General features: G+C 70.0%; 17 protein-coding genes. 10 read left to right on the top strand and 7 right to left on the bottom strand.

Annotation, left to right across the window (positions count from 1 at the left end; all coding sequences use genetic code 11):
* Positions 1 to 82 precede the first annotated feature (82 nt).
* Positions 83 to 772: a TetR family transcriptional regulator gene (locus BFN33_RS10910; RefSeq protein WP_256122715.1), complete on the top strand. Its 690-nt coding sequence runs from the start codon at positions 83 to 85 to the stop codon at positions 770 to 772.
* 55 nt (positions 773 to 827) lie between these two features.
* Here the strand turns inward: BFN33_RS10910 and BFN33_RS10905 are convergent, their stop codons facing one another.
* Positions 828 to 1280: a hypothetical protein gene (locus tag BFN33_RS10905; protein ID WP_069759753.1), complete on the bottom strand. Its 453-nt coding sequence runs from the start codon at positions 1278 to 1280 to the stop codon at positions 828 to 830.
* A gap of 236 nt (positions 1281 to 1516) precedes the next feature.
* Here BFN33_RS10905 and BFN33_RS10900 point away from each other — a divergent pair, with 236 nt between their 5' ends.
* Positions 1517 to 1930 (top strand): Zn-ribbon domain-containing OB-fold protein, encoded by a 414-nt coding sequence (locus BFN33_RS10900; protein ID WP_069759752.1) that lies wholly within the window; start codon positions 1517 to 1519, stop codon positions 1928 to 1930.
* A gap of 40 nt (positions 1931 to 1970) precedes the next feature.
* Here BFN33_RS10900 and BFN33_RS10895 read toward each other — a convergent pair whose 3' ends face one another.
* Positions 1971 to 3323 carry a Gfo/Idh/MocA family protein gene (locus BFN33_RS10895; RefSeq protein ID WP_069759751.1) on the bottom strand — a complete coding sequence of 451 codons (1353 nt, stop codon included), beginning with the start codon at positions 3321 to 3323 and terminating at the stop codon, positions 1971 to 1973.
* Positions 3324 to 3533: 210 nt separating this feature from the next.
* On the opposite strand from BFN33_RS10895, the gene BFN33_RS10890 reads away from it, so the two are divergent.
* Positions 3534 to 6278 carry a hypothetical protein gene (locus tag BFN33_RS10890; protein ID WP_176742358.1) on the top strand — a complete coding sequence of 915 codons (2745 nt, stop codon included), beginning with the start codon at positions 3534 to 3536 and terminating at the stop codon, positions 6276 to 6278.
* Between the two features lie 65 nt (positions 6279 to 6343).
* On the opposite strand, the gene BFN33_RS10885 is transcribed toward BFN33_RS10890, so the two are convergent.
* Positions 6344 to 6724, bottom strand: coding sequence for a PPOX class F420-dependent oxidoreductase (locus BFN33_RS10885; protein ID WP_069759749.1), 381 nt, complete (start codon positions 6722 to 6724; stop codon positions 6344 to 6346).
* Positions 6725 to 6781: 57 nt separating this feature from the next.
* Between BFN33_RS10885 and BFN33_RS52615 the strand changes: the two genes are divergently transcribed.
* The 3 genes from BFN33_RS52615 (at position 6782) to BFN33_RS10875 (ending at position 8670) form a co-directional block, all read left to right on the top strand.
* Positions 6782 to 6967 carry a hypothetical protein gene (locus tag BFN33_RS52615; protein WP_141757961.1) on the top strand — a complete coding sequence of 62 codons (186 nt, stop codon included), beginning with the start codon at positions 6782 to 6784 and terminating at the stop codon, positions 6965 to 6967.
* Positions 6964 to 7158 (top strand): hypothetical protein, encoded by a 195-nt coding sequence (locus BFN33_RS10880; RefSeq protein WP_069759748.1) that lies wholly within the window; start codon positions 6964 to 6966, stop codon positions 7156 to 7158. Before BFN33_RS52615 ends, BFN33_RS10880 begins: the two co-directional genes overlap by 4 nt.
* 141 nt (positions 7159 to 7299) lie before the next feature.
* On the top strand, positions 7300 to 8670 hold the full coding sequence (locus tag BFN33_RS10875; RefSeq protein ID WP_069759747.1) for a S1 family peptidase: 1371 nt from the start codon (positions 7300 to 7302) through the stop codon (positions 8668 to 8670).
* Positions 8671 to 8684: 14 nt separating this feature from the next.
* Here BFN33_RS10875 and BFN33_RS10870 read toward each other — a convergent pair whose 3' ends face one another.
* From BFN33_RS10870 to BFN33_RS10860, 3 genes are all read right to left on the bottom strand, one after another.
* Positions 8685 to 9506 (bottom strand): EamA family transporter, encoded by an 822-nt coding sequence (locus BFN33_RS10870; protein WP_069759746.1) that lies wholly within the window; start codon positions 9504 to 9506, stop codon positions 8685 to 8687.
* Between the two features lie 54 nt (positions 9507 to 9560).
* Entirely contained in the window at positions 9561 to 9746 is a 186-nt protein-coding gene (locus BFN33_RS10865; protein WP_007386663.1) for a hypothetical protein, read from the bottom strand.
* Between the two features lie 115 nt (positions 9747 to 9861).
* A complete protein-coding gene (locus BFN33_RS10860) occupies positions 9862 to 11022 on the bottom strand; it encodes an ROK family transcriptional regulator (RefSeq protein WP_069759745.1) in 1161 nt (386 codons plus the stop codon).
* A gap of 168 nt (positions 11023 to 11190) precedes the next feature.
* Between BFN33_RS10860 and BFN33_RS10855 the strand changes: the two genes are divergently transcribed.
* The 4 genes from BFN33_RS10855 to BFN33_RS10840 are packed head-to-tail and all read left to right on the top strand — an operon-like array spanning position 11191 to position 15682.
* A complete protein-coding gene (locus tag BFN33_RS10855; protein ID WP_069759744.1) occupies positions 11191 to 12156 on the top strand; it encodes a carbohydrate ABC transporter permease in 966 nt (321 codons plus the stop codon).
* 16 nt (positions 12157 to 12172) lie between these two features.
* The gene (locus BFN33_RS10850; protein WP_059204194.1) at positions 12173 to 13099 is read left to right on the top strand and encodes a carbohydrate ABC transporter permease; all 927 of its coding nucleotides are present in this window, start codon (positions 12173 to 12175) and stop codon (positions 13097 to 13099) included.
* Between the two features lie 10 nt (positions 13100 to 13109).
* On the top strand, positions 13110 to 14450 hold the full coding sequence (locus tag BFN33_RS10845) for a sugar ABC transporter substrate-binding protein (protein ID WP_069759743.1): 1341 nt from the start codon (positions 13110 to 13112) through the stop codon (positions 14448 to 14450).
* Positions 14451 to 14479: 29 nt separating this feature from the next.
* The gene (locus tag BFN33_RS10840; protein ID WP_069760217.1) at positions 14480 to 15682 is read left to right on the top strand and encodes a Gfo/Idh/MocA family protein; all 1203 of its coding nucleotides are present in this window, start codon (positions 14480 to 14482) and stop codon (positions 15680 to 15682) included.
* Between the two features lie 29 nt (positions 15683 to 15711).
* Here BFN33_RS10840 and BFN33_RS10835 read toward each other — a convergent pair whose 3' ends face one another.
* Complete coding sequence (locus BFN33_RS10835) at positions 15712 to 16407, bottom strand: L,D-transpeptidase family protein (protein WP_069760216.1); 696 nt, start codon at positions 16405 to 16407, stop codon at positions 15712 to 15714.
* Positions 16408 to 16409 lie beyond the last annotated feature (2 nt).

Raw genomic sequence — 16409 nt, 5'->3', positions numbered from 1 at the left:
ACAACGCCGATGACAGCACTCAGTTCCCTCATCGGACTGCACCCAGTGCCATGGGACGGGTTCAGGTGCTACGTTCGCGACCATGAGCTCCACCAAGCCCGCCATGCGGGACGCGCTGGTCGCGGCCGCCTTCCAGCTGTTCCTGGAACGGGGTTACGAGCAGACCACCGTCGACGACATCGTCGCGCTCGCCGGAGTCGGCCGTCGCTCGTTCTTCCGGTACTTCCCGTCCAAGGAGGACGTGGTCTTCCCCGACCACGAGCGGTGTCTGACCGACATGACGGCCTTCCTGGCCGCCAGCGACCCCGGGTGCGACCCGCTCGAGCGGGTCTGCGAGGCGGTCCGGCTGGTCCTGCGCATGTACACCGAGAACCCGACCTTCTCCGTGCAGCGCTACCGCCTCACCAAGCAGGTGCCCGGCCTGCGCGCCTACGAGCTGTCCGTGGTGTGGCGCTACGAGCGTTCCTTCGCGGAGTATCTGCGCGGGCGCCTGAAGGGACTGCACGACGGCACGCTCCGGGCCGATGTGATCGCCGCCGCCGTGGCCGCGGCGCACAACAACGCCCTGCGCTCCTGGCTGCGCTCGGACGGGCACGGCGACGCCGAGCAGGAGGTGGAACACGCGCTCGGCTATGTGCAGGCCGCGTTCGGTGCGCCCGGCGCGCCGGCCGCCGACGAGCCGCCCGAGGACGTGGTGGTGATCGTCTCCCGCCGCGGCGCCCCTCTGTGGCGCGTGGTCCAGGAGATCGAGTCCACGCTCGAGCGGGACTGAGCCGGGCCGGGCGGACGGCACGGGCAACCGTGCCGTCCGCCCGGTCGGCGTCCGCTCAGGTCTGGCACTGCGCCGTGCCGGCGGTGGACCACCCGCTCCATACGCCCCCGTCGGCGCGGGCGTGTACGCGGATCTCGACCTTCACCGGCCCGCACACCCGGGTCGAACTTCCCACCTCCGTGGGCTCGACGGTCGCACCTGCCGCGACATAGGCACGACCACTGCCCAGCTTCACCCAGTGACCACCGTCGACGACACGGAAGAACGCCTCGTAGGCGACGTTCACCGCCCTCGGCCCCGTGTTGCGCGCCTTGACGTACGCCGTGATCTCCCGCGTGTAGACGCGGCCTTCCTTGCCGCGTTCGGCACTGATGCAGCCGTTGACGGCCACCCGGCCGGTGGACACACCACCGCCGCAGGCGACTGCCGCGGCGTGAGCGTTCGCCGGAACGGCCAGCACGGTGAGCGCGACCGCGCTCAGGATCGTTCCGATACGCCGGACATGCACAATCCTGCTCCCTTCAACCCTGATTGCCTCAGACGAACCCTGACGGGTCGAGGCGTGGAGAGCAGCGGATCTTGGAGTTCTTCACTCCAACGGAAGATGAGGGTACCGAGTACCTTTACGGCCGACACTCAGTGCCATACGCTGAGGCCGTGCACGGTGGCACAGGGAGCCGCGCACATCCGTGCACGGTTACCCGAGCACGTGGGATTCCGGCCGAGCGCAGGGAGTTGACCAGCGTGTACCACCCCTCAGGAAACATTGCTCGTCAGACAGCCGGTTCTGGGACGGGCGTACTCGAGCCCGCCGCCCCGGCCACGGACGCGATCCTCTTCCAGCGCTGCACCTGGTGCGGCACGGCGATGTACCACCGCCTGCTGTGTCCGGTCTGCCAGTGCGGCGACCTGCGCACGGAGCGCAGCGAGGGCGTGGGCACCGTCCGCCACGCCACGGTGGTGCACCGCAACACCCCCGTCGCGCGCAATGTCTCGCTGATCGAGCTGATCGAGGGCTTCGTCGTCCGGGGCCGGGTCATGGGTCCGCCCGCGGCGATCCACAGCGGTGACCGGGTGCGGATGTCGACGGTCAAGGACCCGGTCCGCGGCGAGCCGGTCTTCCAGCTGCTCGACGAGCCCTACCGCGCCTGGCACTGACGAGACGTCAGCCCAGCGCGGAACGGCGGTACTTCGGGCCTCACCAGGCCCCCGGGATCAGATCCCGCACCCGCACGGGCCGCCCCGTCTCGAAGCACCGGTTGGCGGCGAGCCCCACCCCCAGCGCCAGGGCGCCGTCCCGTTCGGTGGCCGTCGGGTGGGTCGCGGCACCGGCGTCCTCACGCACCGGACCCGTCCCGGGGTCCACGGGCCCGAAGAGCGCGTCGAGCATGCGTGGGTCTCCCCCGCCGTGCGCCTCGTGCGCGGTGACGAGCGGGACGTCGACCGGGGGCTGCCACAGGGGCCGCAGGGTCAGACGCGCGCCGCCCGCGTGCTCGGCCGCGGTGTCCCCGTGCACCGCGCCGCCGGCCGAGGCGATACCGGTCAGAGGTGCCTGCCAGCGGCTCTCCTCCACCTCCAGTTCCAGACGGCCCCCGCTGCCGTTGAACATGACCCGGTAGCCCTCCCACGGGGAGTAGGCGGTGAGGTGGTACGTCATCGTCGCGCCCCGGGCGTGGCGGACGAGGAGCGCCATGTCGTCCTCGATGGTGACGGGCCCGTCGAAGACGTTCCGGTCGCGGACGTATCCGTCGTCCCGCTCGGCGTCCAGGTACAGGGCCCGCAGGGTGTCGTCGGCGGCGAGATCGAGGGCGAAGGGGTCGTCGTCGGCCGGATCCGCCCCGTGGGCCCGGGTGTAGTCGCGGCGCAGGCCGTGGCGTTCGCCCGCCTCACGGCCGTAGAAGCCGAGCCGCCCGTAGCCGAAGACGTCCTGCGGCTCGTCGGCGAGCCACCAGTTGACCAGGTCGAAGTGGTGGCTCGACTTGTGCACCATGAGGCCGCCACTCAGGTGCTTCTCGCGGTGCCAGCGGCGGAAGTAGTCCGCGCCGTGCCGGGTGTCGAGAAGCCATTCGAAGTGCACCGAGAGGACCTCGCCGATCGCGCCGTCGGCGAGCAGGGCGCGGACCGTCTCGTGCACGGGGTTGAAGCGGTAGTTGAAGGCGACGGTGAGGGAGTTGCCGGTGGACCCGACCGTGTCCAGGATGCGGGCGCAGCGGTCCGCGTCGACCGTCATCGGCTTCTCGGTGACCACCCGGCAGCCCGCTTTCAGGGCCGGGACGATGTAGCGGTCGTGCTCGGCGTCGACGGTGGTGACGACGACCTCGTCGATGCCCTCCTTGGCGAGGAGGTCGGCGAAGTGTTCGGGTTCCCACTGGGCGGCGGCCGGTTCGCCGGCCTCGGCGAGCAGCCGGTTGTGGAAGGCCATACGGGTCGGGCTGGGATCGCACAGGGCGGCGACGCGGTGGCCGGGGCGGGCGGCGAGGGCCCGGGTGAACAGCTGTGCCCGGTGGCCGGTGCCGACGACGGCTGCGCGGAGATGGGGAGTTCGGCTCATGGAAAGCGCTTCCCCCGTGGAGTGATCCGCTAGTCCCCACGGCCGCGCTGGCTTGATCGCATCGCTCGTCCGCGATCACTGTCTCCGCACAGACAACCCACAGACGCCCCTCCCCCGTCCTAGGTGACGCGAGAGGCGCCCGGGACCGACGGGACGTCTGCGCACGGGGCCTTGAGGAGAGAACCATTGATCCGTACCCGGCGAATATGTGTGACCGCCGTGGCGGTGCTGGCGGCCCTGGCGGGCACGCCAGGACTGGCACAGGCTGAACAGCCGCCCGACTCACGGCTGTTGAGCGCGACGGACGACAACTCACTTCCGCCGGGATGGCGGATCGACGGGAAGAGCGGGGCGCGCCAACTGGTCTGGCGTGCGCCGAAGACCGTGCCCATGGGGGATGCCCGGGTCGAGTTCCGTACCGGGGACCGGCTGCTCGGGGTGCCGAAGCCGGCGAAGGACGGGCGGACCTTCCGCCTGGCCCTCGACGAGGCACGGCCCGCACAGCTGTCGGATCTTCAAGTGACGGCCGCGGGGCGCCGGTTGGACGCGGCGGCCGATGACACGCAGCAGTCCCGCTCGCGCGGGGCGCGGGTGCCCGCGCAGGCTCCGGCGAACGGCGTCGACCCGGGCAGACCCGGCTCGTACCGCACCGTCTCCGGTGAGTACGACCTCGACCCCGTGCGCCTTCCGGGGTTCGCCACACCGGTCGAGATGCGTGCCCAGGTGGTGGCGCCGAAGGGTGCCACCGGCAGCCGGCCGCTCGCGCTGTTCCTGCACGGCCGTCACTCCACCTGCTACAAGCCGGGCTCCGAGGACGACATCACCGGCGACTGGCCCTGCGCGGACGGCTACAAGCCGATCCCGAGCGACAAGGGCTACCTGGCCGACCAGCAACTGCTGGCCTCCCAGGGCTATGTGACGGTGTCCATCTCGGCGAACGGCATCAACGCCCAGGACTGGCAGGCCGAGGACGCCGGCGCGCAGGCGCGTTCCTCGCTGGTACGGCAGCACCTCGCCCGCTGGGCCGACTGGAGCGCCCACCGCTCCACCGCCCCGGCAGTGGTACGCGAGGCCGCGAAGGCCGACCTCTCCCGGGTTCTGCTCGTGGGTCACTCGCGCGGCGGCGAGGGCGTCAACCGGGCCACCATGGACAGCCTCTACCCGCCGCCCGCCGCCGAGGACGGCTACAAGGGCCCGGTGCGCTGGAAGGTGCGCGGGACCGTGCTCGTCGGACCGACGATCTTCGGCCAGAATCCGGTCGCCGACGTGCCGAACGTGACGCTCCTGCCGGGCTGCGACGGCGATGTGTCGGACCTCCAGGGCGAGGACTTCGTCGACGGCACGCGCGGCGTCAGCCGGGGCACCGCGCTGCACAGCGCGGTCTACATCGTCGGCGCCAACCACAACTTCTTCAACAGCGAGTGGACTCCGGGTGTGGCCGAGGCGCCGGCCTCGGACGACTTCTGGACCGACCCCGAGCAGCCGGACCCGGTGTGCTCGCCGGGTGCCGCGACCCGGTTGACCGCCGCCCAGCAGCACAAGGCGGGCTCCACGTACATCGCCGCCGCGGCCCGGCTCTTCCTCGCCGGGGACGACCGGGTACGTCCGCTGCTCGACGGTTCCGGCAAGCGGGCCCCGTCCGCGGATCCGGCCCGGGTGCTGACCCACGCGGTCGGCGGCCGCCGCAGCGGTGGCTTCCTGCCGGACGCCGGTGCGAAGGTGACCGGCGCCCGGGTGTGTTCGGCGATCGATCCGGATCCTGCCGTGGCCTGTCTGGACCCGGAGACCCCCGGCTCGTCACCGCACTTCGCGTGGTGGGAAACGACACAGGAGACCGGCCGCAGCGCGGTGGACCTGAAGTGGTCCGCGCCGGGTACGGCCGCCCGTATCACTCCGGCCAAGCCGCTCTCCCTGCGCGACTCCCAGAAGCTCGCCTTGCGGGTCTTCGTGCCGCCGAACACCACCGGCACCAAGTTCGACGTGTCCGTCACCGACTCCTCCGGCCGTCGGGTGACGCTCGGCTCGGTCCAGGTGGACGGGCTCCCGGGCTCCGAGAACACCGCCTCCTACTGGGCGCAGGAGCTGCGCGTCCCGCTGACGGCGGCGACCCGGGCCGGACTCGATCTCCGACACGTCAAGTCCCTTGAGCTGACGCCCCGTTCGCCGTCCGGGCGGGCCTGGCTGATGGACGCCTGGGGCTGGGCACCCGGCACTCCGGCGGTCAAGGCGGCCGCACTCCCCCGCGTCGACGTGGGCCGCACGATCGTCAAGGAGGGCGACTCGGGCACCCGCACCTACCGGATCCCGGTCGAGATCTCCGGGCACGGCAGCGGGCAGGTCCGCGTGTACGTCCTCGACCCGGACAGTGGCCGGGCCGAGAACCGCCTCGTGACCGTACGGCCCGGCAGCCACGCGATCGACGTGCCGGTCGAGGTGAAGGGCGACACGGTCTACGGCGACGACGTGGAGCACGACATCGCCGTCAAGGCGGTCCGGGGCGCCGTCGTCGGCAAGCACCGGGGCGGGCTCACCGTCGAGAACGACGACCCCGAGCCGGTGATCACCCTGTCACCGGTCGCGGACCGGGTGACCGAGGGCGAGACGCTGACCTGGCGGCTGTCCGTGGACGCGCCCACGGCGGTGGACATCTGGACGCCGGTGCGGGTGCTTCCGGTCACCGAGGGCGCCGAGCTGTCCACCAAGGACGTGGACCCGCAGTGGCTCCAGGACTGGTCCGGTGATGTGCCGGACCCGGAGCGGCCGCTGTCCGACGCGAACCTGTGGGTGTGGATGAACATCCCGGCCGGGAGCACCGGCGTGGACTTCGTCGTGCCGACCGTGCGGGACCAGGTGGCCGAGCCGGCCGAGTCGATGCGCCTCGCGCAGACCGACGACAACGCCAAGCCGCTGCCCGACAAGCCGGTGCTGACGGGGACGGTGCTCGACAAGCCGTAAGCACGAGGTACGAGGGTTCGTGAGCACCCTCCTGTGCGGGGTCCGGTCCTACCGGGCCCCGCACTTCACAAGGTCACGCGGATCCCGACCGTTCCGTCCGCTCCGCGGCGCAGCCTGCTGCCGAAGAGCGAGAGCCGGCCGACGATGCCGTACTTCCGGGCCAGGAGCTGCCGGTAGCGGGCGGTGGTCGACGCGTCGCAGATCTCCGCCGTGGCCGGGATCTGGTCGCCGGTGGGGTTGCCGCGCAGGTCGCAGGGGCCGACGAGGACGTCCGCGCGGGCCCGGATCCGCTTCACCTTCCAAGCGTCGGCGGCCGACCACACGCCGAGCGCGTCGCCGTCGCGGACCACCCACACGGGAGTGGCGACCGGGGTGCCGTTCTTGCGAAAGCTGGTGAGCAGCAGGTACTTGCCCGCGCCGAGCCGCTCCAGCTGCGTGTCGTCCATGACGGAAGTGTAGGCAAACGCGCCCGACCCGCACAGACGCGGTACGCGATGCTGGTCGTGGAGCACGAGACAGGCGGCCCGGGTGACCCGCAGCCGTGGCGACGAAGAGACCGCGAGCGACGAGTCCGGCTCGGACGGCGACTGCTGACGCCACCGCGTACGGCCTGGGTCGCGGAGTCGGCCTGGCCCGCCGGTGCGGGCCGTGTCGAGTTGCGGCTGGTGGAGGCCAGGCTGGACGTGTGAGTGCGGTCGGCCACATCCTCGCCGGAATCGCCCGCAAGGTCGCCTCCGACAAGCAGGGCGGCCGCGGCGACGCACGGCTCACCGCGCTGCCGCGCCCGTACATCGATACGGAATCCGTGTGGGGCGACGCTCCCAGCTGGGCCCGGTTGCGCGGGAACGCGTCCAACACGGGCCTGCGCGTGGCTGGTTGAGACGCCTCGGGAGGATCCCGCGGCACAGGATCACCTGCTGTCGTGAACGCGCCCGGCCCCGGCCACGTATGCAAGGAGGGCACTCAACGACCGGAGTGCCCTGCGGTGCACACACCGCTTTTTCGGGTTCGGGAGCCATGCATGAGGCACGCACGACGACGGGTCGTCCGGCGAGTGACACGGCTGGCGGCAGTCGGCGGACTCCTCCTGGGAGGTGCGATGGTCACGCGCGCCGTCGCGAGCGAGATTCCCGCCGTCCCCGCCGTGCCGCACACCTACGCCATGAAGGCCGGGCAGACGGGGGCGGATCTGGTGTCACGACTCGGCTCCTCCCGTACGGCCGGTACCTGGATCGGCACCGACGGCAAGCCGGTCGTCGCGGTCACCGACGAGCAGGCGGCCGCCGAGGTGCGCGAGGCCGGTGCCAGGGCGAAGGTCGTCGGACACAGCATGGACGAGCTCAAGTCGGCGACGAAGACGCTGCGTTCCGCGCCCCGGGTCGCCGGGACCGCCTGGTCCATGGACTACCGGACCAACGAGGTGGTGGTGCAGGGGGACAGCACGGTCTCGGCGTCCGACTGGTCCGACATGACCGAGGTCGCGGACGGTATCGGCGGCTTCGTCCGCATGGAGCGCACCGAGGGCACCTTCGCCCCCCGCCTGAACGGGGCGCAGCCGATCCTGTCGACCGGTGGACGCTGTTCGGCGGGCTTCAACGTGACCAACGGTCAGAGCGACTTCATCCTCACGGCCGGGCACTGCGGTCCCGCCGGTTCCATCTGGTTCGCGGACACCGGAGGCAACAACCAGCTCGGCAAGACGGTCACCCAGAGCTTCCCGGGCAACGACTTCTCGTTGGTGCAGTACGCCAACGGGAAGGCGGGCGACGGAGCCGGTGTCGTGTTCATCGGCAACGGCAAGGGCGTGCAGATCACCGGCGCGGGTGATCCGTCCATCGGGCAGCGGGTGTTCCGCAGCGGCAGCACCAGCGGCCTGCGCGACGGTCAGGTGACGGGGGTCAACTCGACGGTCAACTACCCGGAGGGCACGGTCACCGGGCTGATCGAGACGAACGTGTGCGCCGAGCCCGGGGACAGCGGCGGCCCGATGTTCTCCGAGGGGATCGCACTCGGCATCACCTCGGGCGGCAGCGGTGACTGCACCCAGGGCGGTACGACCTTCTTCCAGCCGGTGACGAAGGCGCTGACGGCGCTCGGCATGCGGCTGATCGTGTCGAACCCGGCCGCCGGCGGGGCGTCTCCCGCCCCGTCGGCCACCTCGACGCAGGCGCAGGGCTCGATCGCTCCCGGTGCGGCCTCTCCCGGCTCCTCGGCGGCGGTGGAAGGGGCACAGGGCACGCCCCTGCTGAGCCGGCTCACGGACACCCGGAACGTCGGGCCCGGTCTGCTGGTCGTCGGGGGAAGTCTGATCGCGCTGGTGGCAACGCGGTACATCCGCTCGGAACAGGACCGCAAGGCGTATCAGCGCTATTACTCGGCGACTTGGGGCTGAGTCCCCCCGCCTCCTCATCCCAGGCTGAGCAGGACGGTCGCGACCCCCGCCCCCAGGAGGCCCACCACCTGCTTCCGGCCCAGCCGCTCGTGCAGCAGGGCGAGTCCGAGGATCACGGGGAGGGCCGGATAGAGAGAGGCCAGGACGACGGCGACCGCCAGCAGCTGTCGCTGGGCGGCGAGCAGATACAGGATGAGCCCGAGGGCGGCGCCCGCTCCGACGAGCACCGCCTGAACGGCTCGTACGGGCGGCAGGCGCAGACGCCGAGGATGTCGTGCCGCCGCGGGCAGCAGGACGAGGACGGCGGCCATCCGTCCCGCGGCCACCGGCCACAGTCCGCTCGAGGCACCGGCCTGGGCGAGGGCGATGTACTGGAGCGCGACGCCGGCACTGGCCAGCAACCCGTCGGGGACTCCTCCGCCGTCGTCCGTGCCGCCGCCGCAGACCATCCAGAGGGCGGGCACCGACAGGACGATCCCCAGCCAGGCCACGGCGGTCGGCCGGTCGCCGAGCAGCACTCCGCACACGACGGAGAGGGCGACCCCGGTGACGGCGCTGACGGGCACGACCACGCTCATCGCGCCGTGGCTGAGGCCGCGGTTGAGGAAGTGCATGGCGGCGCCGCTTCCGACACCGGAGAGCGCGCCCCACAGAAGGTCGACGGGGCGTACGGCGTCGGCGGGGAGGAGGAGCGCTGCAGAGGTGGCCAGGAGCAGGCCGCCGACCTGCCCGAGGAAGGTGACGGCGGCGAAGTGGGCGCGGCGGGACAGCAGACCGCCGGTGAAGTCGACGATGCCGTAGCAGACCGCCGAGGCCAGTGCGAGGAGAGGGCCCATCCCGTCAGGGGTGCCCAGGGACGGGGCGGTGATGCCCCGCGTCGATCGTCGGGGTCAGGCCGCCCGGACCGGCTGCGGAGCGGCGGCGGCCCACTCCAGGACGAGGCGCTGGTATTCCTCACGCTGCTCGCCGCTCAGTGTCCCGCCCGCCCGGCGCCACAGGGCCCGGATCTCCTCGTTGACCTCGTCGGCCGATCGATCGGTCACGGGTTCAACAGTGGTGGACATGGTGTGAAGCATACGGCCGTCGAAGTGAAGGCGCCGTGAGTAATCACACCAGAAAAGGACATATCAGACCGTGTTGCTGATCACGTCCATGTGTCAAGGCGCGCGATGTCAAGGGCCGTGACCGGCTTCACACTTCGGCCACACCCAGGACGAGCACCTGGATCGCCAGCACGGCGGCTCCGCGGGCCCAGTCGTGAAAGTCGGACACCCTGGTCTCCAGGTCGACCGGGCCGGCCAGGGGGTGGCGGTGGGCGCGGATCGTGTCCTGCACGGTCCTGCCCGCCACGTCCATCAGACCGACACCCTCTCCGGCGAGCATGATCTTCTGCGGCATGGCGAAATTGGCGATCTGGGCGACCAGGACGCCGAGGGCGCGCCCGGCCTCGTCGATGACGCGGGCGGGCATGGGGTCGCCGGCCGCGGCGAGGGCGAGGATCTCCTCGTAGGTGTGGTCGTGGCCGGTGGCGGCCTGCACCTGGTAGCGGATGTTGGGGATGGTGAGCAGGGAGACGGCGCTGCCGCGGTTGCCGTCGGGCGTGAGGGGCCCGTTGGGGTCGATGATCCAGTGCCGCCCGAAGCCCCGGTCCTCCTCGGCGTAGGGGACGCGCCGGCCGCCCAGGACCAGGCCGTAGCCGATGCCGGCGCCGATGGTGAGGACGACGAAGCGGTCCAGGCCGCGGCCGGCACCGAACCAGGTCTCGGCCTCGACGAGGGCGGCGACGTCGTTCTCGACGACCACCGGCAACCCGGTGCGCTCCTCGACGAGTTCACCAAGGGGGACGTCCCGCCAGTGCAGGAACGGGGACTCGCCGACCACGGCACGCTCCTGGACGAAGCCACCGACCCCGATGCCGATGCCGGCGAGACGCGGGTACCCGCGGGCCAGTTCGACGGTCATCTCCGCGAGCAGGTCGGCGACTTCGGTGGGATCGTGGCTGTCCAGGGGCCGGTCGTGGCGGGCCACGATCTCGCTCCTGAGGGTGGTGACGACGCCGTAGACCATGTCCTCGGTGATCTTGAAACCGATGAAGGACCGGGACTCGGCGACCACGTCGAGGGGCTGCGAGGGGCGTCCCTGGCGCACTTCGGCCGGAGTGCCCGCCTCGGGGACCTCGATGAGCAGGCCCGACTCGATGAGCGGTTTGGTCAGCCGGGTGAGGCTGCCCGCGGAGAGGTCGAGACGGCGGGCGAGTTCGGTGCGCGACAGCGGGCCGTGGACGAGCACCTCGATCGCCACCGAGCGCTCACCGGTGCTCAGGGGTAGCCAGCTGGCGGCAACTGCGGTCATGAAGGTCAGACTCCCACAAGGATTTCTTTCGCCATAGAAGCAATGTGACCATGCTAGGGCGTCCTTGACGGCCCTGAAAAGATGTTCGCACGGCTCTTGACGCCTGGATTCTTCCGCGACAAAAGTAAGTGGCCGAGGACGAGCCACCGAAGACGAGGGAGTCTCCCGATGACCATCGCCTCCAGCAGCCCTCCGTCGCGGCTGCCGCTCAGCGGCGCCGAGGGGGCACGGACGGAACCGAGCACGAAGCGGGGCTCAGGCGGATCGAGCGGGGGCGACGGGCGCCTGGCCGCGGTGTTCATCGCCCCGGCGCTGGTGGGCTTCGTGGTCTTCCTGCTCTGGCCGACGCTGCGGGGCATCTATCTGAGCTTCACCCGCTTCAACCTGCTGACCCCGGCGGAGTGGGTGGGCCTCGCCAACTACGACCGGATGATCCACGACCCCATCTTCTGGGAGTCGCTGAAGGTCACCGTCGAGTACGTGGTCATCAACATCGGCGTCCAGACGGTGTCGGCCCTCGCCATAGCCGTCCTGTTGCAGCGGCTGACCCAGTCGGCGGTGCTGCGCGGCATCGTGCTCACGCCGTATCTGATGTCGAACGTCGTCGCGGGCCTGGTCTGGCTGTGGATCCTCGACAACCAGCTCGGCATCGGCAACGAGATCATCGCCGGGCTCGGCTTCGATCGCATCCCCTTCCTCGCCGACGAGACCTGGGCGATCCCGACGATCGCCCTGATCAACGTGTGGCGGCACGTCGGCTACACCGCGCTGCTGCTGTTCGCGGGGCTCATGGCCATCCCGAACGACATGTACGAGGCGGCGAAGGTGGACGGCGCGAGCGAGTGGCGGATGTTCTGGCGGATCACCATGCCGCTGCTGCGGCCGGTCCTGGCGGTCGTTCTGATCATGACGGTGATCGGTTCGTTCCAGGTGTTCGACACGGTCGCCGTGACGACCGCGGGCGGCCCGGCGAACGCCACCAACGTGCTCCAGTTCTACATCTACCAATCGGCCTTCGGGCGCTTCCAGTTCGGCTACGCGTCCGCGATGTCGGTCGCCCTCCTGGTCGTGCTGAGCGCGATCACCGTCCTGCAGTACCGGCTCACCCGGGCCGGCCAGACCGATCTCGGCTGACCCGGAAGGAGTCGACATGGCTGCCGTGACCACCACCACGACGACACGCGTACGGCCCACCGGGCGCCGTCCCCTCTCCCCCGGCCGGATCCTGGCCTGGACGGCGATGGGTGCGATCGTGCTCGTGACCCTGCTGCCGTTCTACTGGATCCTGCGCACCGCGCTGTCCACCAACTCCGGACTCGCCGCCCACGCCTCCGACCCGCTGCCGGTGAACCCGACCGGCACCGGGTTCGCCCGCGCCCTGGGCCTGGAGTCCACCAAGGACGCGATCGCGCAGGGCGGGGCGGGCGGCGGACTGAAGTTCTGGCGCTATCTGCTCAACTCGGTGATCGTCTCCACCTTGGTGACCGTCTGCCAGATCTTCTTCTCCGCGATGGCCGCGTACGCCTTCGCCCGGCTGCGCTGGCGGGGCCGCGACAAGGTGTTCGCGCTGTTCCTGGCCGGGCTGATGGTGCCGACCATCTTCACGCTGCTGCCGAACTTCGTGCTCATCAAGGAACTCGGCCTGATCGACAACCTGCTGGGCATCGCGCTGCCGACGATGTTCATGACGCCGTTCGCGGTGTTCTTCCTGAGGCAGTTCTTCATGAACGTGCCCCGCGAGGTCGAGGAGGCGGCCCTGCTGGACGGCGCCGGGAAGGTGCGGATCTTCTTCCGGGTGCTGCTCCCGATGGCCTCCACACCCGTCCTCACCCTGGCCGTGCTGACGTACATCACGTCCTGGAACGACTACTTCTGGCCGCTGATGGTGTCCTACAGCGACAACTCACGCGTGCTGACCGTCGCCCTGGCCATCTTCCGCGCACAGACACCGCAGTCCGGCGTCGACTGGTCGGGCCTCATGGCGGCGACGCTGATCGCCGCGCTGCCGATGCTGGTGCTGTTCGGCTTCTTCGCCCGCCGCATCGTGTCCACCATCAGCTTCACCGGGATCAAGTGAGGGACTCGTGATGCGACTTCGTACGCTGACCACACTGGCCGGCGCGCTTGCCCTGTGTCTGACGGGGTGCGCGGGGAGCGGCTCCGCCGGGTCCTCCTCGAAGACGGTGACGTACTGGCTGTGGGACTCCAACCAGCAGCCCGCCTACCAGGCCTGCGCCAAGGACTTCGAGCAGCGGAACCCCGGACTGCGCGTGAAGATCACCCAGTTGGGCTGGGACGACTACTGGACCAAGCTCACCGCGAGCTTCATCGCGGGCACCGAGCCGGACGTGTTCACCGACCACATCCAGAAGTTCGGCCAGTTCGCCGACCTGAAGGTCCTCGAACCGCTCGACGACCTGGGCATCGACGAGTCCGCCTACCAGCCCGGCCTCGCGGCCAACTGGATGGGCCAGGACGGCCACCGCTACGGCGCCCCCAAGGACTGGGACACCGTCGCCCTCTTCTACAACAAGAAGATGACCGACGCCGCCGGGCTCACGGCGGCCCAGCTGAACGATCTCGCCTGGAACCCCGAGGACGGCGGCACCTTCGAGAAGGCAGTCGCCCACCTCACCGTCGACAAGAACGGCAAGCGGGGCGACGAGCCGGGCTTCGACAAGAACAACGTCAAGGTGTACGGCCTCGCCACCAACGGCGGCGGGGACGGCGACGGCCAGACCCAGTGGAGCAACTTCACCGCCTCCGCCGGCTGGAACTACACCGACAAGAAGCGGTGGGGTACGAAGTACCGGTACGACAGCCCCGCCTTCCAGTCCGCCGTCAAGTGGTACTTCGGACTGGCGCAGAAGGGCTACATGGCGCCCTTCACCGACTACAACTCCCAGTCCAACCAGGCCAACACCCAGGTCGCGGCGGGAAAGGCGGCCACCGCCTTCGACGGGGCCTGGATGATCTCGACGTACGCCGGCTTCAAGGGCCTCGACATGCGCACGGCCGTCACACCCGAGGGCCCCACCGGCAAGCGCGCGACCATGATGAACGGTCTCGCCGACTCCATCACCAAGAACGCCCGCAACAAGGAGGGCGCCCGCAAGTGGGTGAAGTACCTGTCCTCGGACGAGTGCCAGAAGACGGTGGGCGGTTACGGCATCGTGTTCCCCGCCACCCCTGACGGCACCGCGGCCGCCGTGGCCGCATACAAGAAGAAGGGGATCGACGTCACGGCCTTCACGAAGCCGGTCGCCGACAAGAAGGACTTCACGACCTTCTCCTACCCGATCACCAACTACGCCGCGGACGTGTTCGCGTTGATGCATCCCGCCATGCAGGACATCTTCGGCAACGGCAGGTCCGTGACCAGCCTCGACCAGACCAACGACCAGATCAATCTGATCCTCTCGCAGTGATACCGCGACCATTGAAGGGCACGCACTTCATGACGTTCTCCCTCGGCATCGTCGGCGCCGGCCAGTTCTCCGGCCAGTTCGCCACGCTGTTCCAGGCCCACCCCGGTGTCGGCGACGTCTACGTCACCGATCTGCTGCCCGAACGGGCCGAGCAACTCGCAGCGGCTCAGGGACTGGCCGGCACCTTCCCCACGTACGAGGCCATGCTGGAGTCGAAGGAGGTCGACGCGGTCGCGATCTTCACCCAGCGCTGGACGCACGGCCCCCTGGTGCTCCAGGGCCTGAACGCCGGCAAGCACGTGTACTCCGCGGTGCCCATGGCCATCACGACCGACGAGATAGCGGCGATCATCGACGCGGTCCGGGCGACCGGGCTGACGTACATGATGGGTGAGACGAGCCAGTACAACCCGGCGACCGTGCACGCCCGCAACCAGATCGCCGAGGGCGCCTTCGGGCGGCTCTTCTACGCCGAGGGCGACTACGTCCACGACATGGACCTCGGGTTCTACGAGGCGTACCAGTACTCCGGCGGCGAGACGTGGAAGGAGACCGCCAGCTATCCCCCGCTGCTCTACCCCACGCACGCGGTGGGCGGGGTGCTCGGCGCCTGGCAGACGCACGCAGTGAGCGTGTCGGCGATCGGTGTCGTCGACGACCGCGGGGACGGCGTGTTCGACAAGGAGGTCAGCCAGTTCGGCAACGACTTCTCCAACGCGACCGCGCTGTTCGAGGTCGCGGGCGGCGGATCGTTCCGTACGAACGAGTTCCGGCGGGTCGGCTACCCCTCCCACATCCGGGAGTCGCGTTTCCGGTTCTTCGGGACCGAGGCGAGCATGGAGCAGCTCGCCACGGTCGCCCTGTGGCAGGACAAGAAGGGCGTCAAGGACATCAGCGAGCTCCTGGAGCCCAAGCCGACCATGGCTCCTGACGACCCGTCACTCCAGCACATCGCGCCGGACCTGCGGGCCGCGTTCACGTCCGGGTCGGCGCCGGTGCACGACCGGGCGCGCCTGCCGCGGGAGTTCGACAACCTGCACAACGGCCACGAAGGCAGCCACCACTTCCTGGTGGACGACTTCGTGACCGCGGTCAACACCCGCACCCTGCCGTCGGTGAACGCCTGGGTGGCGGCCCGCTACACCCTGCCGGGCGTCATCGCGCACGACTCCGCGCGGCAGGGCGGGGCAAGGCTGGAGATCCCGGACTTCGGGGACGCGCCCGACGCGTGACGCTGTCGTCGCGCCGGGCGCCTGGTGTCTCAGGTGCCCGGCTTGCGGCCGTACACGAAGACGTCGTCGCCCTTCTTCAGCAGCGACCAGTACTTCTTGGCGTCCTTGGGGGTCATGTTGGTGCAGCCGTGCGAGCCCGGCGGGTTCCACATGCTGAGGTTCACCGAGTGGAAGGCCTGGCCGCCGTCGAAGAACTGGCTGTACGGCATGGGGACGTTGTAGATGTTCGACACGTGATCGATGTCGCGCCAGTAGATCTTCTTCAGGCCCGTGCGGGTCTCGTAACCGTCGCGGCCGGTGCGAACCGGGACGGGGCCGTAGACGAGCCGGTTGCCGTCCTGGATCCAGCTCAGCTGGAGGGTGAGGTTGACGCAGGCGATGCGGCCCTTGTTCGTCGGGCACTTGCCGTCCCTGTTGGGATTCGAGCCGACGGCCTTCTGCTTGTTCATCAGGTCCATCACGCCCCAGGTGACGGATCCGGCGTAGCCGATGTTCGGTGTGATGCCGTGCTTGGTCTGGAAGGCCTTGATCGCCTTGCAGTCGGCGGTGGACTGCCTGCCGTCGACCGGGCGGCCCAGGAACTTCTCCACCTTCTTCTGGTACGGCCCCGCCTGTGTGGTACAGCTCGCCGCCTGCGCGGGCGCGGCGCCCAGCGCGATGGTCAGCGGCGCGACGAGTCCGGTGATCCCCAGCACGACGGCACCCCGTCTGCGTATGTCCCCCATGG

This window comes from Streptomyces sp. LUP47B, assembly GCF_001746295.1.
Taxonomy (GTDB): domain Bacteria; phylum Actinomycetota; class Actinomycetes; order Streptomycetales; family Streptomycetaceae; genus Streptomyces.
Note: the sequence above shows the minus strand (reverse complement) of the source record. Positions and strands in the feature narration are given on the sequence as shown.

Coding starts and splice junctions, on each gene's coding strand:
- BFN33_RS10845 (WP_069759743.1), top strand. CDS start 13,110: ATGCGACTTCGTACGCTGACCACACTGGCCGGCGCGCTTGCCCTGTGT.
- BFN33_RS10840 (WP_069760217.1), top strand. CDS start 14,480: ATGACGTTCTCCCTCGGCATCGTCGGCGCCGGCCAGTTCTCCGGCCAG.
- BFN33_RS10895 (WP_069759751.1), bottom strand. CDS start 3,323: ATGAGCCGAACTCCCCATCTCCGCGCAGCCGTCGTCGGCACCGGCCAC.
- BFN33_RS10875 (WP_069759747.1), top strand. CDS start 7,300: ATGAGGCACGCACGACGACGGGTCGTCCGGCGAGTGACACGGCTGGCG.
- BFN33_RS10860 (WP_069759745.1), bottom strand. CDS start 11,022: ATGACCGCAGTTGCCGCCAGCTGGCTACCCCTGAGCACCGGTGAGCGC.
- BFN33_RS10910 (WP_256122715.1), top strand. CDS start 83: ATGAGCTCCACCAAGCCCGCCATGCGGGACGCGCTGGTCGCGGCCGCC.
- BFN33_RS10870 (WP_069759746.1), bottom strand. CDS start 9,506: ATGGGCCCTCTCCTCGCACTGGCCTCGGCGGTCTGCTACGGCATCGTC.
- BFN33_RS10865 (WP_007386663.1), bottom strand. CDS start 9,746: ATGCTTCACACCATGTCCACCACTGTTGAACCCGTGACCGATCGATCG.
- BFN33_RS10850 (WP_059204194.1), top strand. CDS start 12,173: ATGGCTGCCGTGACCACCACCACGACGACACGCGTACGGCCCACCGGG.
- BFN33_RS10885 (WP_069759749.1), bottom strand. CDS start 6,724: ATGGACGACACGCAGCTGGAGCGGCTCGGCGCGGGCAAGTACCTGCTG.
- BFN33_RS10835 (WP_069760216.1), bottom strand. CDS start 16,407: ATGGGGGACATACGCAGACGGGGTGCCGTCGTGCTGGGGATCACCGGA.
- BFN33_RS10855 (WP_069759744.1), top strand. CDS start 11,191: ATGACCATCGCCTCCAGCAGCCCTCCGTCGCGGCTGCCGCTCAGCGGC.